We start from the raw sequence: 21,530 nt of genomic DNA, 5'->3' as shown, positions 1-21,530 counted from the left end.
CGTGCATGATCTCCATCGCGGTAGCCGGGGCCAGCGGATATGCCGGCGGCGAGATCCTGCGGCTGCTCCTCGGACATCCGGCCTACCGCGACGGACGCCTGACCATCGGCGCGTTGACCGCTGCGGCGAGCGCAGGCACCGATCTCACCGAGCACCACCCGCACCTGTTGCCCCTCGAGGGCCGGATTCTCGACGCCACCAGCGCGGACGTACTGGCCGGCCACGACGTCGTGTTCCTCGCCCTGCCGCACGGGCGTTCCGCCGCGCTCGCCGAGCAGCTCGGCACCGACACCCTGATCGTGGACTGCGGCGCCGACTTCCGCCTCACCGATCCTGCGGCGTGGGAGCGGTTCTACGGCTCGACGCATGCGGGCAGCTGGCCCTACGGTCTGCCCGAGCTGCCCGGCGGACGAGAGGCGCTGCGGAGCGCCAAACGCATCGCCGTGCCCGGCTGTTACCCCACCGCCGCCCTGCTCGCCCTGCTTCCCGCACTTTCCGAGGACCTCGTCGAACCCGCCGTGACGGTCGTCGCGGTGAGCGGCACCTCCGGCGCGGGCCGCGCGGCGAAGGTCGACCTCCTCGGGTCCGAGATCATCGGCTCGGCCAGGGCGTACGACGTCGGCGGTGCGCACCGGCACACGCCCGAGATCGCGCAGGGGCTGCGGACCGTCACCGACAAGGACGTGACCGTGTCCTTCACGCCCGTGTTGATCCCGACGTCGCGGGGCATCCTCGCGACGTGCACCGCACGCACCGGCGCCTCGCTCTCCGAGATCCGCGCGGCCTACGAGAAGGCTTACGGCGGTGAGCCGTTCGTACATCTGCTCCCCGAGGGGCGACTGCCGAGCACGGGCTCGGTCATCGGCAGCAACGCTGCGCAGGTCGCGGTTGCCGTCGATGCGGACGCCGGCGTGCTGGTGGCGCTGTGCGCGATCGACAACCTCGTCAAGGGAACCGGAGGGGCGGCCGTGCAGTCGATGAACCTGGCGCTGGGCTGGCCGGAGACGGAAGGACTTTCGATCGTGGGGGTGGCACCGTGACCAAACTCGTACGCACGCAGGGCGTCACCGCGCCGTCCGGCTTCCGCGCTACCGGCATCTCGGCCGGCATCAAGGCCTCCGGCAAGCCCGACCTCGCGTTGGTCTTCAACGAAGGCCCCGACTACGCCGCGGCCGCCGTCTTCACCCGCAACAAGGTGAAGGCCGCCCCCGTGTTGTGGACGCAACAGGTGATGACCACCAAGCGTCTTCGCGCCGTCATCCTCAACTCGGGCGGAGCCAATGCCTGCACCGGACCCCTCGGCTTCCAGGACACGCATGCGACCGCGGAGGCCGTTGCGAACGCGCTGTCGGACTGGGGCACCGAAACCGGAGCCATCGAAGTCGCCGTCTGCTCAACGGGATTGATCGGCGACCGGCTTCCGATGGACAGGGTTCTCGGCGGGGTCAAGGACATCGTGCACGAGATGGCAGGCGGGTTGACCGGCGGCGCCGAGGCGGCCCAGGCCATCATGACCACCGACACGGTCCCGAAGCAGGTCGCGCTGCACCACCAGAGCAGCTGGACGGTCGGCGGCATGGCCAAGGGTGCCGGAATGATGGCGCCGTCGCTGGCGACCATGCTGTGCGTCATCACCACCGACGCCGTGGCTGACGCCGATGCGCTCGACCGAGCATTGCGCACCGCTGCGGCCCAGACGTTCGACCGGCTCGACATCGACGGCAGCTGCTCCACCAACGACACCGTGCTGCTGCTTGCCTCCGGGGCCAGCGAGATCGCCCCCACGCAGGACGAACTCGACGCGGCGGTGCTGGCGGTCTGCGACGACCTCTGCGCGCAGCTGCAGGCCGACGCGGAGGGCGTCACCAAGCGCGTCGCGGTCACGGTCACCGGCGCCGCCGGCGAGGCCGACGCGGTCGTGGCGGCCCGCGTCATCGCCCGCGACAGCCTGGTCAAGACGGCGATCTTCGGCTCCGATCCCAACTGGGGTCGGGTGCTCGCGGCGGTGGGCATGGCGCCCGTGGACATGGCCGCGGAACGGATCAGCGTGTCGTTCAACGGCTTCCCGGTGTGCATCGACGGCACCGGCGCACCCGGGGCCCGGGACGTGGACCTGTCCGGCGCCGACATCTCCGTCGTCGTCGACCTGGCCGTCGGTACCGGCGAGGCCACCGTCCGCACCACCGATCTCTCCCATGCCTACGTCGAAGAGAACTCGGCATACAGCTCGTGAACGCGGCGCAGGTTCTCGCCGAGGCGCTGCCGTGGCTCAGGCAATTGCACGGCAAGATCGTGGTCGTCAAGTACGGCGGCAACGCCATGACCGACGAGGTCCTCAAGGCGGCCTTCGCCGCGGACATGGTGTTCCTGCGCAACTGCGGCATCCATCCGGTCGTCGTGCACGGGGGTGGTCCACAGATCAGCGCCATGCTGAAGAAGCTCGGCATCGCCGGTGACTTCAAGGGCGGGTTCCGCGTCACCACACCGGAAGTCCTCGACGTCGCCCGAATGGTGCTGTTCGGTCAGGTCGGCCGTGAACTCGTCGGCCTCATCAACGCGCACGGGCCCTACGCCGTCGGCATGACCGGTGAGGACGCCCGGCTGTTCACCGCGGTGCGACGTAGCGTGACCGTCGACGGGGTGGCCACCGACATCGGCCTGGTCGGCGACGTCGAGAAGGTCGACACCAGAGCGGTAGTGGATCTCATTGCCGCGGGACGCATTCCGGTGATCTCGACGATCGCGCCCGATGCGGCGGGCGTGGTGCACAACATCAACGCCGACACCGCGGCGGCCGCCCTGGCCGAGGCGCTGTCGGCCGAGAAGCTGCTGATGCTCACCGACGTCGAAGGTCTATACACCAACTGGCCCGACCGCTCCTCGCTGGTCAGCGAGATCGACGTCACGACGCTGACGGGACTGTTGCCGTCGCTGGAGTCGGGCATGGTGCCCAAGATCGAGGCGTGTCTGCGCGCCGTCGCTGCGGGCGTCCTCAGCGCCCACGTGATCGACGGCCGGGTCGAGCACTGCGTGTTGGTCGAGCTGTTCACGGACGAAGGATCGGGAACGAAGGTGGTGATGAAGTGACGAACACTCAAGGGCTGCAAGAACGTTGGCAGGCCGTGATGATGGACAACTACGGCACGCCACCGGTCGCGCTGGTCAGCGGCGATGGCGCGGTCGTCACCGACGCCGACGGCAAGTCCTACGTCGACCTGCTCGGCGGTATCGCCGTCAACGTCCTCGGGCACCGTCATCCCGCGGTCATCGAGGCCGTGACCAAGCAGCTGAACACGCTCGGTCACACGTCGAACCTGTACGCCACCGAGCCGGGCATCGCATTGGCCGAGGCGCTGGTAGCCCACCTCGGTGGCGAGACGAAGGCCCGGGTGTTCTTCTGCAACTCCGGCACCGAGGCCAACGAGGTCGCCTTCAAGATCACCCGACTCACCGGCCGCATCGAGCTGGTGGCCGCCGAGGGCGCGTTCCACGGCCGCACGATGGGCTCGCTGTCGCTCACCGGTCAACCGTCGAAGCAGGCGCCGTTCGAGCCGCTGCCCGGCAATGTCACCCACGTTCCCTACGGCGACGTCGACGCACTGGCCGCCGAGGTCACCGACCAGACCGCCGCGGTCTTCCTCGAACCGATCATGGGGGAGGGCGGCGTGGTGACGCCGCCGCCGGGCTACCTCGTTGCGGCCCGCGAGATCACCGCACGGCACGGCGCGCTCCTGGTGCTCGACGAGGTGCAGACGGGTGTCGGACGTACCGGCTCCTTCTACGCCCATCAGCACGACGGCATCACCCCGGACGTGGTCACCCTGGCCAAGGGCCTGGGCGGCGGGCTGCCGATCGGCGCCTGCCTGGCGATCGGGGACGCGGCAGCACTGTTGACGCCGGGCCTGCATGGCAGCACCTTCGGGGGCAACCCGGTGTGCACCGCCGCGGCACTGGCCGTCCTCAAGACGCTTGCCGAGGACGACCTCATCACCCGTGCGGACGTACTCGGCAAGACCATCAGCCACGGCATCGAGGCGATCGGACATCCGCTCGTCGACCACGTCAGGGGCCGCGGCCTGTTGCGTGGCATCGTCCTGACCGCGCCGCACGGCAAGGCGGTCGAGACCGCAGCGCGTCACGCGGGCTTCCTGGTCAACGCCGCGGCGCCCGACGTGGTGCGGCTCGCGCCGCCCCTGGTCATCACCGACGCGCAGATCGACGCATTCCTCACCGCCTTGCCCGCGGTCCTCGACACCGCAGTGGAAGCCTCGTGACCGCCCGGAACTTCCTGCGTGACGATGACCTCTCGCCCGGTGAGCAGGCCGAAGTCCTTGCTCTTGCAACCGAACTCAAGAAGGCGCCGTTCAGCAGGCGCCCGCTCGAAGGGCCTCGCGGCGTCGCCGTCATCTTCGAGAAGAACTCCACCCGGACGCGCTTCTCGTTCGAGATGGGCATTGCGCAGCTCGGCGGTCACGCCGTCGTCGTGGACGGACGCAGCACCCAGCTGGGCCGTGAGGAGACGCTGGAGGACACCGGCCGGGTGCTGTCCCGGTACGTCGACGCGATCGTGTGGCGAACCTTCGCGCAGGAACGGTTGACCGCCATGGCCTCCGGCTCGACGGTGCCCATCGTCAACGCGCTGTCCGACGAGTTCCACCCGTGTCAGGTGCTGGCCGATCTTCAGACGCTGGCCGAACGCAAGGGTGACCTGAAGGGCCTGCGGATGGCCTACTTCGGCGACGGTGCCAACAACATGGCCCACTCGCTGATGCTCGGTGGCGTCACCGCGGGAATCAACGTCACAATCGCCGCGCCAACGGGTTTCGAGCCAGCCAGGCAGTTCGTGGCCGCCGCGGAAGGCCGCGCCGCCGACACCGGGGCCACCGTCACCGTGACGGCCGACGCGAGGGCCGCCGCCGACGGTGCCGACGTCCTGGTGACCGACACCTGGACGTCGATGGGGCAGGAGAACGACGGGCTCGACCGCGTCCGCCCGTTCCGGCCATTCCAGGTGAATGGTGGGCTGATGGCGCTCGCGGACCCGGATGCCGTTGTCCTGCACTGTCTTCCGGCTCACCGAGGGCACGAGATCACCGACGACGTCATCGACGGGCCGCAGAGCGCGGTCTGGGACGAGGCCGAGAACCGTCTGCACGCGCAGAAGGCGCTGCTGGTGTGGCTGCTGGATCGCGCATGACTGGGGCCACCAGGGCTGGACGACAGGCGCGCATCGTGACGCTCCTGTCGTCGAAGTCGGTCCGCAGTCAGAGCGAGCTGGCCGCGATGCTGGCGGCCGAGGGCATCGACGTCACGCAGGCCACGCTGTCCCGGGACCTCGAGGAGCTCGGCGCGGTCAAGCTGCGGGGCGCCGACGGCGGCACCGGGGTCTACATGGTGCCGGAGGACGGCAGCCCCGTCCGCGGGGTCTCCGGCGGCACCGACCGGATGTCGCGGTTGCTGGGCGATCTGCTGGTGTCGACCGACGCGAGCGGCAACCTCGCCGTTCTGCGCACCCCGCCAGGCGGGGCCCACTATCTGGCGAGCGCCATCGACCGCTCTGCTCTGCCCTACGTCGTCGGCACGATCGCCGGGGATGACACCATCCTGGTGGTGGCGCGCGAACCCATGACGGGTGCCGAGCTGGCCAGCACCCTCGAAGAACTGAAGTAAGGAGATCGATTCAATGTCCGAACGCGTCATCCTGGCGTACTCCGGCGGTCTGGACACCTCCGTGGCGATCAGCTGGATCGGCAAGGAGACCGGGCGCGAGGTGGTGGCCGTAGCCATCGATCTCGGCCAGGGCGGTGAGGACATGGAGGTCGTGCGGCAGCGCGCACAGGACTGTGGCGCAGTCGAGGCGGTCGTGGTGGATGCCCGCGACGAGTTCGCCGAGCAGTACTGCCTGCCGACCATCACGAGCAACGCCCTGTACATGGACCGTTACCCGCTGGTGTCCGCGATCAGCCGCCCGCTGATCGTCAAGCATCTGGTCGAGGCGGCGCGCGAGCACGGTGGCGGCATCGTCGCGCACGGTTGCACCGGCAAGGGCAACGACCAGGTGCGCTTCGAGGTCGGATTCGCCTCGCTGGCACCCGATCTCGAGGTGTTGGCGCCCGTCCGCGACTACGCGTGGACCCGGGAGAAGGCCATCGCGTTCGCCGAGGAGAACGCCATCCCGATCAACGTCACTAAGCGGTCGCCGTTCTCCGTCGACCAGAACGTGTGGGGCCGCGCGGTGGAAACTGGCTTCCTGGAACACCTTTGGAATGCGCCGACGAAGGACGTGTACGACTACACGGAGGACCCGACGCTCAACTGGAGCTCGCCCGACGAGGTGATCGTCGGTTTCGAGAAGGGCAGGCCGGTCTCGATCGACGGCAGGCCGGTCACCGTGCTCGAGGCCATCGTCGAGCTGAACCGTCGCGCCGGCGCGCAGGGCGTCGGCAGACTCGACGTCGTCGAGGACCGGCTGGTGGGCATCAAGAGCCGCGAGATCTACGAGGCGCCTGGAGCAATGGTGCTGATCACCGCGCACACCGAACTCGAACACGTGACGCTGGAGCGCGAACTCGCCAGATTCAAGCGGACCACCGATCAGCGCTGGGGTGAGTTGGTCTATGACGGACTCTGGTACTCGCCGCTGAAGAACGCCTTGGAGACATTCGTCGCGACCACCCAGGAGCACGTCACGGGGGAGATCCGAATGGTGCTGCACGGCGGGCACATCGCCGTCAACGGCAGGCGCAGCGCCGAGTCGCTGTACGACTTCAACCTCGCCACCTACGACGAGGGCGACACCTTCGACCAGTCCAGCGCGAAGGGCTTCGTCCACGTGCACGGGTTGTCGTCGAAGATCGCCGCCCGCAGGGACCTGAACAGTGCCCCCAAATAGCGCGAGCGTGCGTGTCTGCGGGCGACACGCCGGTCGAATTTCGGAGTTCACGCACGCTCGCGGGGGAGCGTGAGTTGAGCACCAACGAGGGATCGCTGTGGGGCGGACGGTTCGCCGACGGCCCGTCGGACGCCCTGGCCGCCTTGAGCAAGTCCACCCACTTCGACTGGGTGCTGGCGCCGTATGACGTCAAGGCGTCGAAGGCGCACACGCAGGTGCTCTTCCGCGCCGGCCTGCTGACCGAGGAGCAACGCGATGGTCTGCTGGCCGGGCTCGACGCGCTCGGGGACGACGTCGCCGACGGCAGCTTCGTGCCCCTGCCAAGCGATGAAGACGTCCACGGCGCGCTCGAACGCGGGTTGATCGACCGGGCGGGTGACGACCTCGGTGGACGACTGCGGGCAGGCCGGTCGCGAAACGACCAGGTGGCCACGCTGTTCCGGATGTGGCTGCGCGACGCGATGCGCGTGATCGGCAACGGTGTGCTCGACGTCGTGGGGGCACTGGCCACCCAAGCCGCGTCCCATCCCACCGAGATCATGCCGGGCAAGACACATCTGCAGTCGGCACAGCCGATCCTGCTGGCGCACCACCTGCTGGCTCACGCCCACCCGCTGCTGCGCGACGTCGACCGGATCCTCGACCTCGACGACCGCGCGGCGATATCACCTTATGGCTCTGGGGCGCTTGCCGGTTCGTCGCTTGGCCTGGACCCCGACGCGATCGCCGCCGACCTCGGCTTCACCGCCGCCGCCGACAACTCAATCGACGCGACGGCGTCCCGCGACTTCGCGGCCGAGGCCGCCTTCGTCCTCGCGATGATCGCGGTCGATCTGTCTCGGCTGGCAGAGGACGTCATCCTCTGGAGCACCACCGAATTCGGCTACGTCAAGTTGCACGACTCCTGGTCCACGGGCAGTTCGATCATGCCGCAGAAGAAGAACCCCGACATCGCGGAGCTGGCGCGCGGCAAGTCCGGCCGCCTGATCGGCAACCTCACCGGTCTGCTGGCCACCCTGAAGGCGCAACCGTTGGCGTACAACCGCGATCTGCAGGAGGACAAGGAGCCGGTCTTCGACTCGGTGGCCCAGCTGCAGCTGCTGCTGCCCGCGATGGCCGGACTCGTCGCCACGCTGACCTTCGACGCAAGCCGGATGGCCGAGCTCGCGCCGCTGGGGTACACCCTTGCCACAGACGTCGCGGAATGGCTTGTCCGGCAGGGGTTTCCGTTCCGCGTCGCCCACGAAGCCGCGGGTGCTGCGGTGCGGGTGGCCGAGGCACGCGGCGTCGGGCTCGAAGAACTGGCCGACGACGAACTGGCGGGCATCCACCCGGGGTTGACGCCCGAGGTCCGCGAGGTGCTGACGGTCGAAGGTTCGGTGAACTCGCGTGACGCCCGCGGCGGCACGGCACCCGTCCAGGTCGCCAAACAGCTTCGGGTCGTCCGCGACACCGCCGATCAATTGTGGATCCGCCTGCGCGACTAGTCTTGATCGATGTCGCCCGCCTCGAGCCTGAGCAGCCACACCGGAGATGGGCGCGCCGCCAGGAAGGTGGTGTCGCGAAGTAGCCTCGCGACCTGGGACCCCGACACCCGCGGGCACGACGCTTTGGCGACGATTCTGGCGCAGAATGCGATCCGCGCTAAGGACCTGTTACCCATTAGGCACGGCCGGATGGCCGCATCGCCGTGGACGTACTTCCGCGGAGCCGCCGCGGTGATGGCGGCAGATCTCGCGTCGACACCGAACACCGGCATCACCGTCCAACTGTGCGGCGACGCGCACGTGCTCAACTTCGGCCTGTGGAACACCCCAGAGCGCAACGTGTCCTTCGATCTCCGGGACTTCGACGAGACACTGCCCGGCCCCTTCGAGTGGGACCTCAAGCGCCTCGCGGCGTCGCTGGTCGTCCTGGCCCGCGCGCACGGATTGTCTGAATCCGTTGGCCGACAATCTGTCTCTGCCTCCTATCGCGGCTACTCGACACGGATGCACGGGTACGCACCGATGCCGGAGATCGACATCTGGTACGACAAGATCGTGGTCGACGACCTGCTGAAGTACCTGGCGCCGTACGACGCCGACGAAGTCGGCAGTCAGCTCGAGGGCCAGCTGCGAAAGCGCACCAGCCGCGGAGCAGCCAGGAAGTTGACCGCCGTCACCGAGGGCCGTCGCAGGATCGTCGAGGATCCCCCGTTCCGCACCCACGCGTTCGGCGAAGCGGATGCCGATCCGGATGAGATCTTCCTCGCCTACCGTGACTCGCTGCCGAATCACGTCTGGAGCCTCCTGACGCGATTCGACCTCGCCGACTCCGTCCGTCAGGTCGTCGGTGTCGGTAGCGTCGGGATGCGGGTCTACCTCGTGTTGCTCGAGGAACGGCGCACCCGCGATCCGTTCTTTCTGCAGATCAAACAAGCGGGCCCATCGGTGTACGAGCAGTTCGCCGAGCGCAGTGAGTACGCCCATCACGGTCAGCGTGTCATCAACGGCCAGAGGCTGATTCAGAGCTCCACCGACATGTTCGTCGGGTGGACCACCATCGAGGGAAACGACTACTACGTCCGGCAGTTCCGCGACGGCAAGGTGATTCCCAAGGGGGAGACGATCGCCGCCCAGCTGTCGGACTTCGCGGGTCTGTGCGGTCAGGTGCTCGCGCGGGCACACGCCCGCAGCGGTGATTCAGCCGCGATTGCGGACTATCTGGGCACCGGCAGCCGGGTGGAGACGTCACTCGTCGACTTCGCCTCGGCGTACGCCGACCAGAATGAGCACGATCACCGCCAGCTGGCCGCCGCGGTTGCCGAAGGCGCAATTCCCTCAGCGGTCGGCTGGCGCTAGTCCTCGGCTAGCGACAGCCACTCTTCCGGCGGATCGGTTGCGAATCGGGCTGCGGCCGTCGCCTCTTAGCTTAGCTTCCACCGCCGCCGCAACCGCCCCCGCATCCACCACCACCATCGGCGCCACCGCTGCCGGCGCATCCACCACTATCGCCGCCGACGCTGCCGCCGCATCCACCACCGCCGCCGCATCCACGCGCCCCAGTCGAGCCGCCTCCTTGCTTTGTCCCACCTCCGCAGCCTGCACTCTTGACGCCGCGTCCACCGCCGCCCATCGCCGCCGGGGCGTTGATCGCGTCGCGAAGGGTGGACAGCGAAGCACGAAGGACGGTTGCGCCCTGAAGTGCGACGACCCAGGACAACGCCCGGCCGTCGGTGACGTTGTCGCGTCCGACGTAAGACTTCGGCGGGTGCTGCTCCCGTGTCGCGTCCAGTGCGTCGAGGCCCAACGCCGTCAGTTGCGGCGGAGCGGCGGATAGGCCGATTGCGAAGATGAGGAGAACGGCGATGAGTATCACGATGATCCCAGTCGTGGTGGCACCGCTCGTCGGGATCGCAAAGGCACCGAGGATGGCCACGAGCACGATCGGGCATGCGACGACGCATCGGCGACCGAGGTAGCGGTCGTGGCGTCGGAGCAAGTCACGTTGGCGGAGCGAGTCCAGGATGCGCTTGGCGTCGGGTCGTATCATTTCGTGTACCTCGCGGAGAGTGGCGCTCCCGCCTGCGGTCGTGACCGCACCGTACGCGGCACGTTCCAACGGAAGTGATTGCACCGGAAGGGGACCGGTGCGGACGAGGCAGTACGCCCGGGTCTTCGGTTGCCGGATCGTTTTGTCGAAGCCGAGTGCGTCGTCACGGACGAGCGCGGCCACGGCCACATTAACGGCGTGTTGGGTGTTGGCATTGAGCACGGCGGTCCCGTAGGGGTCCATTGGATTGTTCACCGAATCCACCGCGGTCGCGGAAACGGTGCTGAGCAGCGTCCGTCGCAATACGTATGACATCAGCACCGCAATGACGCTCGCGAAGGCGAATGCGACGGAAGACGTGCCATCGGTCCAGTCGAGGTCGCTGAGTCCGAACGCTCTCGGCACGACGACGGATGGAATAGCCCATGCCACGGTCGTGGGCAACGCGAGCGCAATGAGCACCCCGACACCAACGACCCGGATCCGTCTCGTCGATGCGATCCAGTTGTGCGCGAGCGTGATTCGCCGGTGAGTCGATCCAGCGGCGAACCGACGAGTCGCAGGTGGCCACACGTCTTCGGGAGGTTGGCACTCGAACGTCCGCTCATAGGTTCGCAGAGTGCATCGATAGAGGTCGAGGTGATCTTGCTGACCAACGCTCCCGCCCTTGTTTGGACGTTGGTGGAGTGGCCGTTTCAGCACGATCGCACAGAACTCACCCCAGTAGTGTTCGGTGTCGAGCAGGTGTTGGTGCCAGGCCATGTCCACCTCGTCGCTGGGCACGACGAGGTGGTCGGCCGTACACGAGAGGTACACGTAACGGCGGTACTCGCCGAGCACGCGCTCGGCGAACGAACGAGTCCAACTGTTCTCGTACGCAAGCTTTTCCACGAAGTAGCCCGGATACGCGCCGGCGTCCAGGTCGAAGCGCTCAATGCGGCGCCGCAGTTCAAGATCAGCCCCCATGTACAAACCATAGGCGCCACTTCGCGGTTAGTCATCGGCCAATTCGAGCCATTCTCCTTCGAGCGAGTCCTTGCGTTTCTGCACCTCGCGGAGCTCCTCATTGAGCTCGCCGAGCCGCACGTGGTCGGCGGCGGCGTCGGCCATGGTGAGGTGCAGCTTCGCGATCCGCTCGTCGAGCTTGCCCAGTTGATTCTCGATGCGGGACAGCTCCTTTCCCGTCCTGCGCTCCCGAGCCGAGTCGGTCTCCCTGCGCTCGCCGGGACGCGTAGTCGACGTGCTCTCCGCAGCGACCCGTTCGGCTAGGTACTGCTCGATCCCGCCGGGCAGGAGCACGCAGCGGCCCCCGCCGGGCAGCGCGTAGGTCACGTCGGCGACGCGCTCGAGGAAGTAGCGGTCGTGGGTGACGACGATCAGCGTGCCGGGCCAGCCGTCGAGGTAGTCCTCGATGACGTTCAGCGTGTCGATGTCCAGGTCGTTGGTCGGCTCGTCGAGCAGCAGCACGTTGGGTTCGTCGAGAAGCAATCGCAGGAACTGAAATCGCCGTCGCTCCCCGCCGGAGAGTTCGGACAGCCGGGTGGTCAGCTTGTCGCCCGTGAATCCGAAGTCCTCGAGCAGCGAGGCCGTGCTGACCTCGCGGCCGCCCGCGAGTTCGGTGATCCGACGGGCGCTTTCGACGGCGTCGAGGACGCGTTCGTTGCCGTCCACCTCGACCAGCGCCTGGCTGAGGTAGCCGATCTTCAGCGTCTTCCCGCGTTTGACGGTGCCGGACGTCGGTGTCAGCTCACCGGTCAACAGCTTCAGTACCGACGTCTTGCCGGTGCCGTTGACGCCGACCAGTCCGATGCGCACGCCGGGCCCGATCGACCAGTCCAGCTGGTCGAGGATCACCTTGTCGCCCGCCTCGAGCGACACCCGGTGCAGGTCGAACACGTCCTTGCCCAGGCGCGCGGTCGCAAACTTTTGCAGTGCCAGGGAGTCCCGTGGTTCCGGCTCGTTGGCAATCAGGTCGTTGGCCGCCTGGATCCGGAACTTGGGTTTCGACGTCCGCGCCGGCGGGCCCCGTCGCAGCCAGGCCAGTTCCTTGCGCATCAGGTTGCGACGACGCGCTTCGGTGCCCGCCGCGACCCGCATCCGTTCGGTGCGGGCCAGCACGTAGGCCGCGTAACCGCCCTCGTAGGCGTCGACCTGTCCGCTGTGCACCTCCCAGGTCCGCGTGCACACCGCGTCGAGGAACCACCGGTCGTGGCTGACCACCACCAGTGACCCCGAGCGCCGCTGGGCGAGGTGTCCAGCCAGCCACCCGATGACCTCGACGTCGAGGTGGTTGGTCGGTTCGTCGAGCACGAGAACGTCGTGACCCGCGAGCAGAATCGCGGCCAGCGCGACGCGGCGTCGCTCACCGCCACTGAGGTTGTTCACCTCCCGGTCCAGCGAGACCTCGGTCAGCAGGTTCTCCACCACCGACCTGGTCTCCGCGTCGGCCGCCCAGATGTGGTCGGCTCTGCCGTCCACGATGACGTCCCGCACGGTTGCGTCGGGATGGAAGTCGTCGGACTGGTGGAGGTAGCCGACGGACGATCCCGACGTGTGGGTGACGCGGCCGGAATCGGGTGGACGGGTCGCCGTCAGGATCTGCAACAACGTCGTCTTGCCGTCGCCGTTGCGGCCGACGACGCCGATCGCGTCGCCCTCGTCGACGCCGAGGCTCACGCCGTCGAGCAGTGTTCGCGTGCCGTAACCAACGGTTGCGCGTTCGAGGTTGATCAGGTTCGCCATCAGGCGCCGATCATAGGGGCTGATCCGGGAGGAGTCCCAAGTGCGCTGTGCCATGATGACGTCGGATCGGGGGATTCGCGCGTCGCACGAAAGGGGACGGTCGTGGTGGACCTTTCGGCAATCACCGGGCCCGTGGGGCGGTTGATGGCGACCGCGCAGAACGGTCTGGAAGTGCTGCGCTACGGCGGTCTCGAGACCGGCGCGGTGCCGTCACCCTTCCAGATCATCGAGAGCGTGCCCATGTACCGGCTGCGCCGGTACTTCCCGCCCGACAGCAGGCCGGGGGCCAAGCCGGCCGGTCCACCGGTGCTGATGGTGCACCCGATGATGATGTCGGCCGACATGTGGGACGTCACCCGCGACGAGGGTGCGGTCGGCATCCTTCACGAGGCGGGGATCGACCCCTGGGTCATCGACTTCGGCTCGCCCGATCAGGTCGAGGGCGGCATGCAGCGAAACCTCTCCGATCACGTCGTCGCGTTGAGCGAAGCCATCGACACCGTGAAGAAGGTCACCGACCGCGACGTCCACCTCGCCGGTTACTCGCAGGGCGGCATGTTCGCCTACCAGACCGCCGCGTACCGACGATCGAAGGATCTCGCGAGCATCGTCGCGTTCGGGTCGCCCGTCGACACCTTGGCCGCGCTGCCGATGAACCTGCCCGCGGGGCTGGCCGTCGGGGCGGCGGACTTCATGGCCGACCACGTCTTCAGCCACCTCGACATTCCCGGCTGGCTGGCCCGCACGGGCTTTCAGTTGCTCGACCCCGTCAAGACGGCACAGTCGCGGCTGGACTTCGTCCGTCAGCTGCACGACCGCGAGGCCCTGCTGCCGCGCGAGCAGCAACGCCGGTTCCTCGCGTCCGATGGCTACATCGCGTGGTCGGGCCCGGCGATTGCGGAACTGCTCAAACAGTTCATCGCCCACAACCGGATGATGAGTGGCGGCTTCGCGATCCGGGGCGACCTCGTCACGCTCAGCGACATCGACTGCCCCGTGCTCGCCGTCGTCGGTGAGGTCGACGACATCGGCCAGCCCGCGTCGGTGCGTGGCATCAAGCGCGCCTCACCACGGGCCGACGTGTACGAATACCTCATTCGCTCAGGGCATTTCGGCCTCGTCGTGGGATCGAAGGCGGCCACTCAGACCTGGCCGACGGTGGCGGCGTGGGTGAAGTGGCTCACCGGTGACGGCGAAATGCCCGCCGACGTCGTCCCGATGGCGCTGCAGTCCGAGCAGAGCAACGAGTCCGGTGTGGCGCTGGCCACCCGCATCGTGCACGGCGCGGGCGCGGCCGCGGAGATGACGTTCAGCGTGGCCCGTTCCGCGGCGGGTGCGTTCCTCGCCGCCAACAAGTCGGCCCGCGCGCTGATCGCCGAAACGGCCCGCACGTTGCCAAGGCTGGCTCGCTTGGGTCAGGTCAACGACCACACCCGGATCTCGCTCGGGCGGATCATGACCGAGCAGGCGCGGGCGACGCCGGACGGCGAGTTCCTGCTGTTCGACGGGCGCGTGCACACCTATGAGGCGGTGGACCGCCGCATCAACAACGTCGTCCGCGGCCTCATCGACGTCGGTGTGCGGCAGGGCGCCCACGTGGGCGTGCTCATGGAGACCAGGCCGAGCGCGCTCGTCGCGATCGCGGCGCTGTCGCGTCTCGGCGCGGTCGCCGTGCTGATGCCGCCTGACGCCGACCTGACCGAGGCGGCCCGGCTCGGCTCGGCGTCCGACGTGATCGCCGACCCCGTTCACCTCGAGGCGGCGAAGAAGCTCCCGTTGAGGGTGCTGGTCCTCGGCGGCGGTGAGGCGCGCCATCTGGACCTCGGAGCCGACGACGACGTCGTCGACATGGAGAAGATCGACCCGGACGTCGTGGCGCTGCCCGGCTGGTATCGGCCAGACCCGGGTTTCGCCAAGGACCTAGCCTACGTCGCGTTCGCGACGGTCGGTGGCGAACTCGTCGCCCGTCAGATCACGAACTTTCGGTGGGCCCTGTCAGCCTTCGGCACGGCGTCCGCAGCCAACCTCGGCTCCGGTGACACCGTGTACTGCCTGACTCCGCTGCATCATCAGTCCGGGCTCCTCGTCAGCCTGGGTGGCGCGGTGGTCGGTGGCACCCGCATCGCGTTGTCCAGGGGTTTGCGTCCGGACCAATTCGTCCACGAGCTGCGGCAGTACGGCGTGACGGTCGTGTCCTACACCTGGGCGATGCTTCGCGCTGTCATCGACGACCCGGCGTTCGTGCTCCACGGCAACCATCCCGTGCGGCTGTTCATCGGGTCCGGCATGCCGACCGGGCTGTGGAAGCGCGTCGAGGAGGAGTTCGCGCCCGCACACATCGTCGAGTTCTTCGCCACCACCGACGGACAGGCCGTGTTGGCCAACGTCTCCGCGGCCAAGATCGGCAGCGAGGGCAGGCCGCTGCCGGGAAGCGGGCAGATCGCGCTCGCGGCCTACGACTCCGAGGATGACCTCATCCTCGAAGACGACCGCGGCTTCGTTTCGCTGGCAGGCACCAACGAGGTAGGCGTCCTGCTGGCGCACCCGCGGGGGCCCGTCGATCCGACCGCGTCGATCAAGCGCGGCGTGTTCGCGCCCAACGACCTCTGGGTGTCCACGGAGTACCTGTTCCGGCGCGACGAGGACGGCGACTACTGGTTGGTCGACAACCGTGGGTCGGTCATCCGCACCGATCGCGGACCGGTGTTCAGCGCCGCGGTCAACGACACCGTGGGACGGGTCGATGCGGTCGATCTGGCGGTGACGTATCGGGTGGTCGTCGACGGCCGCGACCTCGCGGTATCGGCGCTGGTGCTGAGCCCTGGTGGCAGCGTGCCGACGGCCGATCTGAACGAGGCGCTCGCCGTTCTTCCCGTGGGCGAGCCGCCCGACATCGTCCACGTCGTGCCGGACATGAAGCTGAGCGCGACGTATCGGCCACTGCTCGGTCCGTTGCGTGCGGCGGGCATGCCGAAACCGTCCCGTCATGCCTGGTATCTGGACGACGACACCGGGAACTACAAGCGATTGACGGCTGCCGTACGCGCCGAGATCAGCGGGACGGCGCCCGAGGAGTGATCAGAGTGAAGCGAGTGACACGCTGCCGTGATCTTCACGCTTTGTTAGGCTCCGCCTGGCTGTACGTGGCCACCCGGGTCGGGGGGGATACTCATACACGCTCGACGATGGAGGTTTGATGTCTGTACGGACCAGCAAGAACGGCTGGCGTCGCGCGTTCACGGGTGCCGTGGCGAGCGCAGCGCTCGCAGCTGGACTCGTGACCGGACTGGGCTCCGCGCCGGCGTGGGCTGAGCCCACCACTGAGGCAGCGGCTCCCGACGATGCGACGGCCGCCCCGGCGATGACCGCCGACGAGGCCCTCTCCATCATCGCCACTGAATACGACACCGGCGCTGGTGGTGGTCAGCTGTCCACCTTGATCCACAAGATCCTCAAGCTGCGCCAGGCGGGTTACTACCCGTCGAATGCCAACAAGCAAGCAATCGCGGCCGCACTGGACAAGCGGCCGAACCAGGCGCCGCTGGTCGCAGCCCTCGAGTCCACTTTGGTGTTTCAGATGAGGCAGGCCTCCCGTGGCCAGGGCGGTGGCCCCGCGCTCAACCCGCCGACCATCGGTATCGGCGGCAACGGGGGCAACGGTGCGCTCAATCCCAATGATGGCGGCGGCATCAACATCCCGCTCGGCTGACTCGATGCTCGATCAACGTCTACGCAGCCTCCTGGTATGTCCGCAGGATCGCGGACCGCTGTTGCTCATAGGTGACGAGGCGCTCTACAACCCGCGGCTGCGCCTGTCCTACCGCATCGAAGGCGGCATCCCCGTGCTGCTGGTCGACGAAGCGGTGACCATCACCGACGACGCCGAACACGCGGCGTTGGTGGAACGCGGCGAACCCTAGCCGAGTCCGGGCAGCTCGCCGGTGAGGTAGCGCTGGAGGTTCGGTGCGATCGTCTCGGCGATCTGCTGAACGGGCAGCGACTTGAACGGTTCGAGTTCGAGGATGTAGCGCGCCATCACGACGCCGACCAACTGCGACGCGACGAACTGAACGCGGATCGGACCGGAGCCCAGCGGATCGTCCACGCGCGAGCCGACTTCGACGGAGATCACGTCCTGCAGGAACGACCGGATGAGGCTGACGTCATCGCCGGCGAGCAGTGACCGCAATGTCGCGATGAACCCGGAACCGATCTCGGAGTCCCACAGCGGCAGCAGCAGCGACGGTAGCGTCAGCCCGAGGTCCTCTACGGGTACCTCGCGCATCGGACCGATGACCTGCATCGGGTCGATTGGGATGTGGACCGCTGCGGCGAACAGTTGTTCCTTGGTGCCGAAGTAGTGGTGCACCAGCGCAGGATCGACGTCCGAGGCCACCGCGATCGCACGGATCGATGTGTTACCGATTCCGTTGCGAGCGAACAGTTCTCGCGCGTTGACGAGGATCCGTCCGCGGGTGTCGGAGGTGCCGGGCGGGCGGCCCGGGCGCTTGCGGCTCGCGTTGCTCACGGCGTCCTTCGTCGGAGGGTGGCCGCCGCCAGTCCCATCGCCACCCCCGCGAACGCGACGACGATCGCGATGTCGCGCGCTGCCGTGGCCGTGAGGTCCGGATGGGCGCCGACCTCCTTCAACGCCTCGAGTGCGTAGCTGGCGGGAAGCGCGTTGCTTATCCACTGCAGCCAGTCCGGCAGCATCTCGCGCGGCACGATGATCCCGCACAGCAGGAGCTGCGGCGCGATCACCACGGGCATGAACTGGACGGCCTGAAACTCGGTGCGCGCGAACGCGCTACACAGTAGCCCCAGTCCGACACCGAGCACGGCATTGATGATGGCGATCGCGAACACCAGGCCGGGGCTGCCCGCCGTGTCGAGTCCGAGCAGCCAGAAGGAGATCAGGCACGCCAGGGTGGCCTGCGCCGCCGCGGCGAGGGAGAACGCAGTGCCGTACGCCGCCAGGAGGTCCAGTCGGCGCAGGGGAGTGGTCAGGATCCGTTCCAAGGTTCCGGAGACGCGTTCGCGCTGCATCGTGATCGACGTGATCAGGAACATCACGATCAACGGAAACACCCCGAGCATGATCAGGCACGCGTTGTTGAACGGCGACGGCGTGCCCGGCGGGTGCGGCACGTCCTTGAACATGAAGTACATCAACGTGATGATCAGGGCGGGTACGACGAGGATCATCGCGACGCTGCGATGGTCGCCGGCGAGCTGCCGCAGGATTCGCCCGGTGGTGGCCAGATAGGCCCGCGGGCTCAGCCGAGCGCGGGTGCGGTGCTGTGCCGAATGACGGACAGAAACGCTTCCTCCAGTGACTGACATCCCGTTCCCTCTCGTAGCTTCGTGGGCGTGGTGTGGGCGAGCAGGCGACCCTCCCGCAGCAGCAGGAGGTCCCCGCAGCGGTCGGCTTCGTCCATGACGTGGCTCGACACCAGCAGCGTCGTGCCCCGGCGGGCCAGGTGGTGGAACTGCTCCCACAGGTCGACCCTGAGCACGGGATCCAGGCCGACGGTCGGTTCGTCGAGTACCAGTAGGTCGGGATGCGCCACCAGCGCACACGCCAACGAGGCGCGGGTCCGTTGACCGCCGGAGAGGTCGCCGCACAACGCCGTTCGATGGTCGTCCAGTCCGACGTTGGTGACGGCTTCGTCGGCGGCCTTCGCGCCGGAGCCGTACAGCGACGCGAAGTAGCGCACGTTGTCGATCACGCGGAGGTCTTCGTAGATGGTGGCGTCCTGGGTGACGTAACCGACGCGGTGCCGGAGCTCCGCGGAACCCGCGGGCCGCCCGAGCACGGTGACCGTGCCGCAGACGACGATCTGGGTGCCGACGATGCTGCGAATCAGCGTGGTCTTGCCACAGCCGGAGGGGCCGAGCACGCCGGTGATGGTGCCGGGGGCGATGTGCACCGTGACGTCGTCGAGGGCAGTGCGTTTGCCGCGGATGACGGTCAGATGCTCGACGGAGACGGCGGGTTCGGTGCCGTTCCGAATTAATTCATCGTGCGATGAAGTCATCATGTGGTGAATATCCTCCCCCCGGTCAGCGGTGTCAAGGACGCCGGGCAGAATCCCTTCGGTGAGCGCGGAACGGTTGGCTACCGACCCGGTGTCGGCCGCCCAATTGCTGGTCGGAGCCTTGCTGACCGGCCGCGGAGCTTCTGCGGTGGTCGTCGAGGTCGAGGCGTACGGCGGCCCGCCAGACGGACCGTGGCCCGACGCGGCCGCGCACTCCTTCCGCGGCCGCGGAGGGCGCAACGCCGTCATGTTCGGTGCGCCGGGCCGGATGTACGCCTACCGCAGCCACGGCATCCACGTGTGCGCGAACGTCGTTTGCGGTGAGGAAGGCGTGGCCGCCGCCGTCCTTCTCCGAGCCGCAGTGGTGACGGACGGGTTCGACATCGCCCACGCCCGCCGCGGCGCCGTGACCTCAGCGGCGTTGGCCCGTGGACCCGGCAATCTCTGTTCGGCGCTGGGAATCACGATGGAGGACAACGGGATTGACCTCTGCGACGGTCGCGGCCTCGTCGGTCTCGAACTCTCGGCGGCCCGGCCCGTCGTCAGCGGCCCGCGCGTCGGGGTGAGCAAGGCCGCAGACAGGCCGTGGCGGTTCTGGCTGGCGGAGTGCCCGCAGGTGTCCTCGTACCGCCGAAGTCCGCGGGCACCCGCGCCGGGCGAGAGCGACTGATGCGGGAGGATTGGCCCGTGACTTCTCAGGGCGCCGGCATCCTCGACGAATTGGACTGGCGCGGCTTGATTGCGCAGTCCACCGACCGCGAGGCCTTGGCCGCCGCGGCCGCCGCAGGACCGCTGACCGTCTATGCAGGTTTCGACCCGACCGCACCGAGCCTGCACGCCGGAAACCTGGTGCCGTTGTTGGCGTTGCGACGGTTCCAACGCGCGGGGCACCGTCCGATCGTGCTCGCCGGCGGCGCCACCGGAATGATCGGCGATCCCCGTGACGCTGGCGAACGCAGTCTGAACACGGGCGACACCGTGGCCGAGTGGGCCGACCGCATTCGCGGCCAACTCGAGCGGTTCGTCGACTTCGACGGGTCGCCCACCGGTGCGATCGTCGAGAACAACCTGACCTGGACGTCGCAGCTCTCGGCGATTGAGTTCCTGCGCGACGTCGGCAAGCACTTCTCCGTCAACGTGATGCTCGATCGGGACACCATCCGCAGGCGCCTGGACGGCGAGGGCATCTCCTACACGGAGTTCAGCTACATGCTCTTGCAGGCCAACGACTACGTCGAACTGCATCAGAAGTACGGGTGCGCGCTGCAGATCGGCGGCTCCGACCAATGGGGCAACATCATCGCCGGCGTACGCCTGGTCCGTCAGAAGCTGGGTGCGACGGTGCACGCGCTGACGGTTCCGCTGGTCACGGCCGCCGACGGGACGAAGTTCGGCAAATCGACCGGTGGCGGAAGTCTCTGGCTCGACCCGCAGATGACGAGCCCGTACGCCTGGTACCAGTACTTCGTGAACACCGCCGATGCGGACGTGATCCGCTATCTTCGCTGGTTCACGTTCCTGTCGGCCGACGAACTCGCCGAACTGGAGACCGCGACGGCCGAACGACCTCACGAACGCGTTGCGCAGCGGCGGCTCGCCGAGGAGTTCACCACGCTGGTCCACGGTCAGGCTGCCACCGAGTCGGTCGAACTGGCCAGCCAGGCACTGTTCGGCCGCGGCGAGCTGGCGGGACTGGACGAATCGACACTGGGCGCCGCGCTGCGCGAGACGGCGGTGGCCCAGCTCGCGGCGGGTGTTCCCGACGGGATCGGTGACCTCTTGGTGGCCACTGGACTCTCGAAGAGCAAGGGCGAGGCGCGACGCACGTTGTCCGAGGGCGGCGTGTACGTCAACAACATCCGCGTCGAGAGCGATGACTGGGCGCCCGAGCCGGCGGACTTCCTTCATGGCAAGTGGCTCGTGTTGAGGCGCGGCAAGCGCAACGTGGCGGGGGTCGAGCGGACGCTCTCGGCCTGAACTTGTGCCCGACACTCCGTCTACCTGGCCATTTGACTCTCCGTTATCCGGCACGTAACTTGTGGAGGTCGCCGCGACCCGGCCAAGCCGAGGAGCGCGACGGCATCACCGAGGAAGACTTGCCCGGATACGGGTGGTCTTCCAACTGTCCGCTCTACTAGCACGCGGCGAAAGTCGCGGGGTAGATGCGCGGTCGGGCGGGGATGCCGGGTGTGTTGTTTGAGAACTCAATAGTGTGTTTGGTGGTTTTTGTTTGTTGTTTTTGGCCATCCTCGTGGGGGACTCCTCGTCTTCCTTTGGTGGGGGTGGCTTGTTTTTTTGATGCCAGTTTTTGGTGTCTTTTTGTT

The 21,530-nt window shown here is 67.8% G+C and carries 20 protein-coding genes; 14 read left to right on the top strand and 6 right to left on the bottom strand.

The window, feature by feature from the left end:
* Positions 1–5 precede the first annotated feature (5 nt).
* The 9 genes from argC (at position 6) to VET27_RS24340 (ending at position 9,735) form a co-directional block, all read left to right on the top strand.
* Positions 6–1,040 (top strand): N-acetyl-gamma-glutamyl-phosphate reductase, encoded by a 1,035-nt coding sequence (argC, locus tag VET27_RS24380; RefSeq protein WP_526522322.1) that lies wholly within the window; start codon positions 6–8, stop codon positions 1,038–1,040.
* Positions 1,037–2,233: a bifunctional glutamate N-acetyltransferase/amino-acid acetyltransferase ArgJ gene (gene argJ, locus VET27_RS24375; protein WP_526522321.1), complete on the top strand. Its 1,197-nt coding sequence runs from the start codon at positions 1,037–1,039 to the stop codon at positions 2,231–2,233. The genes argC and argJ overlap by 4 nt, the downstream gene beginning before the upstream one ends.
* On the top strand, positions 2,230–3,087 hold the full coding sequence (argB, locus tag VET27_RS24370; RefSeq protein ID WP_526522319.1) for an acetylglutamate kinase: 858 nt from the start codon (positions 2,230–2,232) through the stop codon (positions 3,085–3,087). The genes argJ and argB overlap by 4 nt, the downstream gene beginning before the upstream one ends.
* Before the next feature lie 38 nt (positions 3,088–3,125).
* On the top strand, positions 3,126–4,274 hold the full coding sequence (locus tag VET27_RS24365) for an acetylornithine transaminase (protein WP_526522387.1): 1,149 nt from the start codon (positions 3,126–3,128) through the stop codon (positions 4,272–4,274).
* Positions 4,271–5,197 carry an ornithine carbamoyltransferase gene (gene argF / locus VET27_RS24360; protein ID WP_526522317.1) on the top strand — a complete coding sequence of 309 codons (927 nt, stop codon included), beginning with the start codon at positions 4,271–4,273 and terminating at the stop codon, positions 5,195–5,197. Before VET27_RS24365 ends, argF begins: the two co-directional genes overlap by 4 nt.
* Positions 5,194–5,670 (top strand): arginine repressor, encoded by a 477-nt coding sequence (locus VET27_RS24355; protein ID WP_526522315.1) that lies wholly within the window; start codon positions 5,194–5,196, stop codon positions 5,668–5,670. Before argF ends, VET27_RS24355 begins: the two co-directional genes overlap by 4 nt.
* A 13-nt stretch (positions 5,671–5,683) precedes the next feature.
* The gene (locus VET27_RS24350; protein WP_526522313.1) at positions 5,684–6,892 is read left to right on the top strand and encodes an argininosuccinate synthase; all 1,209 of its coding nucleotides are present in this window, start codon (positions 5,684–5,686) and stop codon (positions 6,890–6,892) included.
* A gap of 74 nt (positions 6,893–6,966) precedes the next feature.
* Positions 6,967–8,379, top strand: coding sequence for an argininosuccinate lyase (argH, locus tag VET27_RS24345; RefSeq protein ID WP_526522311.1), 1,413 nt, complete (start codon positions 6,967–6,969; stop codon positions 8,377–8,379).
* Positions 8,380–8,388: 9 nt separating this feature from the next.
* Positions 8,389–9,735: a DUF2252 domain-containing protein gene (locus VET27_RS24340; protein WP_526522309.1), complete on the top strand. Its 1,347-nt coding sequence runs from the start codon at positions 8,389–8,391 to the stop codon at positions 9,733–9,735.
* A gap of 70 nt (positions 9,736–9,805) precedes the next feature.
* Here VET27_RS24340 and VET27_RS24335 read toward each other — a convergent pair whose 3' ends face one another.
* Together VET27_RS24335 and VET27_RS24330 are read right to left on the bottom strand one after the other, a co-directional pair.
* Positions 9,806–11,392: a TIGR04222 domain-containing membrane protein gene (locus VET27_RS24335; protein WP_526522307.1), complete on the bottom strand. Its 1,587-nt coding sequence runs from the start codon at positions 11,390–11,392 to the stop codon at positions 9,806–9,808.
* A gap of 27 nt (positions 11,393–11,419) precedes the next feature.
* A complete protein-coding gene (locus tag VET27_RS24330) occupies positions 11,420–13,168 on the bottom strand; it encodes an ABC-F family ATP-binding cassette domain-containing protein (protein ID WP_526522305.1) in 1,749 nt (582 codons plus the stop codon).
* Between the two features lie 102 nt (positions 13,169–13,270).
* On the opposite strand from VET27_RS24330, the gene VET27_RS24325 reads away from it, so the two are divergent.
* From VET27_RS24325 to VET27_RS24315, 3 genes are all read left to right on the top strand, one after another.
* Positions 13,271–16,246, top strand: coding sequence for an AMP-binding protein (locus VET27_RS24325; protein ID WP_526522303.1), 2,976 nt, complete (start codon positions 13,271–13,273; stop codon positions 16,244–16,246).
* A gap of 118 nt (positions 16,247–16,364) precedes the next feature.
* Positions 16,365–16,877 (top strand): hypothetical protein, encoded by a 513-nt coding sequence (locus VET27_RS24320; RefSeq protein WP_526522301.1) that lies wholly within the window; start codon positions 16,365–16,367, stop codon positions 16,875–16,877.
* A gap of 4 nt (positions 16,878–16,881) precedes the next feature.
* Positions 16,882–17,088, top strand: coding sequence for a Trm112 family protein (locus VET27_RS24315; RefSeq protein ID WP_526522300.1), 207 nt, complete (start codon positions 16,882–16,884; stop codon positions 17,086–17,088).
* On the opposite strand, the gene VET27_RS24310 is transcribed toward VET27_RS24315, so the two are convergent.
* Genes VET27_RS24310 through VET27_RS24300 form a run of 3 tightly spaced genes read right to left on the bottom strand, consistent with a single transcriptional unit; the run spans position 17,085 to position 19,209 of the window.
* Positions 17,085–17,696 (bottom strand): TetR/AcrR family transcriptional regulator, encoded by a 612-nt coding sequence (locus VET27_RS24310; protein ID WP_526522298.1) that lies wholly within the window; start codon positions 17,694–17,696, stop codon positions 17,085–17,087. The genes VET27_RS24315 and VET27_RS24310 overlap by 4 nt on opposite strands.
* A complete protein-coding gene (locus VET27_RS24305; RefSeq protein ID WP_526522296.1) occupies positions 17,693–18,511 on the bottom strand; it encodes an ABC transporter permease in 819 nt (272 codons plus the stop codon). The genes VET27_RS24310 and VET27_RS24305 overlap by 4 nt, the downstream gene beginning before the upstream one ends.
* The gene (locus VET27_RS24300; RefSeq protein ID WP_526522294.1) at positions 18,445–19,209 is read right to left on the bottom strand and encodes an ABC transporter ATP-binding protein; all 765 of its coding nucleotides are present in this window, start codon (positions 19,207–19,209) and stop codon (positions 18,445–18,447) included. Before VET27_RS24300 ends, VET27_RS24305 begins: the two co-directional genes overlap by 67 nt.
* A 58-nt stretch (positions 19,210–19,267) precedes the next feature.
* Here VET27_RS24300 and VET27_RS24295 point away from each other — a divergent pair, with 58 nt between their 5' ends.
* Together VET27_RS24295 and tyrS are read left to right on the top strand one after the other, a co-directional pair.
* Complete coding sequence (locus VET27_RS24295) at positions 19,268–19,876, top strand: DNA-3-methyladenine glycosylase (RefSeq protein WP_526522292.1); 609 nt, start codon at positions 19,268–19,270, stop codon at positions 19,874–19,876.
* A gap of 38 nt (positions 19,877–19,914) precedes the next feature.
* Positions 19,915–21,183 carry a tyrosine--tRNA ligase gene (gene tyrS, locus VET27_RS24290; RefSeq protein WP_526522385.1) on the top strand — a complete coding sequence of 423 codons (1,269 nt, stop codon included), beginning with the start codon at positions 19,915–19,917 and terminating at the stop codon, positions 21,181–21,183.
* A gap of 157 nt (positions 21,184–21,340) precedes the next feature.
* Here the strand turns inward: tyrS and VET27_RS24285 are convergent.
* Positions 21,341–21,530: hypothetical protein (locus VET27_RS24285; protein WP_526522290.1), on the bottom strand; the 190-nt coding region annotated here is incomplete at its 5' end.

Origin of the sequence: Mycobacterium sp. (assembly GCF_035633495.1) — a bacterium.
In the GTDB taxonomy this organism is placed as follows: Bacteria; Actinomycetota; Actinomycetes; order Mycobacteriales; family Mycobacteriaceae; genus Mycobacterium.
The sequence above is the reverse complement of the archived record's forward strand: the minus strand, read 5'-3'. Positions and strand labels throughout refer to the sequence as shown.

Excerpts from the sequence above, each read along its gene's own strand:
- argC (WP_526522322.1), top strand. The coding sequence starts at position 6 with ATGATCTCCATCGCGGTAGCCGGGGCCAGCGGATATGCCGGCGGCGAG.
- VET27_RS24365 (WP_526522387.1), top strand. The coding sequence starts at position 3,126 with ATGATGGACAACTACGGCACGCCACCGGTCGCGCTGGTCAGCGGCGAT.
- VET27_RS24355 (WP_526522315.1), top strand. The coding sequence starts at position 5,194 with ATGACTGGGGCCACCAGGGCTGGACGACAGGCGCGCATCGTGACGCTC.
- VET27_RS24350 (WP_526522313.1), top strand. The coding sequence starts at position 5,684 with ATGTCCGAACGCGTCATCCTGGCGTACTCCGGCGGTCTGGACACCTCC.
- VET27_RS24340 (WP_526522309.1), top strand. The coding sequence starts at position 8,389 with ATGTCGCCCGCCTCGAGCCTGAGCAGCCACACCGGAGATGGGCGCGCC.
- VET27_RS24335 (WP_526522307.1), bottom strand. The coding sequence starts at position 11,392 with ATGGGGGCTGATCTTGAACTGCGGCGCCGCATTGAGCGCTTCGACCTG.
- VET27_RS24330 (WP_526522305.1), bottom strand. The coding sequence starts at position 13,168 with ATGGCGAACCTGATCAACCTCGAACGCGCAACCGTTGGTTACGGCACG.
- VET27_RS24320 (WP_526522301.1), top strand. The coding sequence starts at position 16,365 with ATGTCTGTACGGACCAGCAAGAACGGCTGGCGTCGCGCGTTCACGGGT.
- VET27_RS24315 (WP_526522300.1), top strand. The coding sequence starts at position 16,882 with ATGCTCGATCAACGTCTACGCAGCCTCCTGGTATGTCCGCAGGATCGC.
- VET27_RS24305 (WP_526522296.1), bottom strand. The coding sequence starts at position 18,511 with ATGTCAGTCACTGGAGGAAGCGTTTCTGTCCGTCATTCGGCACAGCAC.
- VET27_RS24300 (WP_526522294.1), bottom strand. The coding sequence starts at position 19,209 with ATGATGACTTCATCGCACGATGAATTAATTCGGAACGGCACCGAACCC.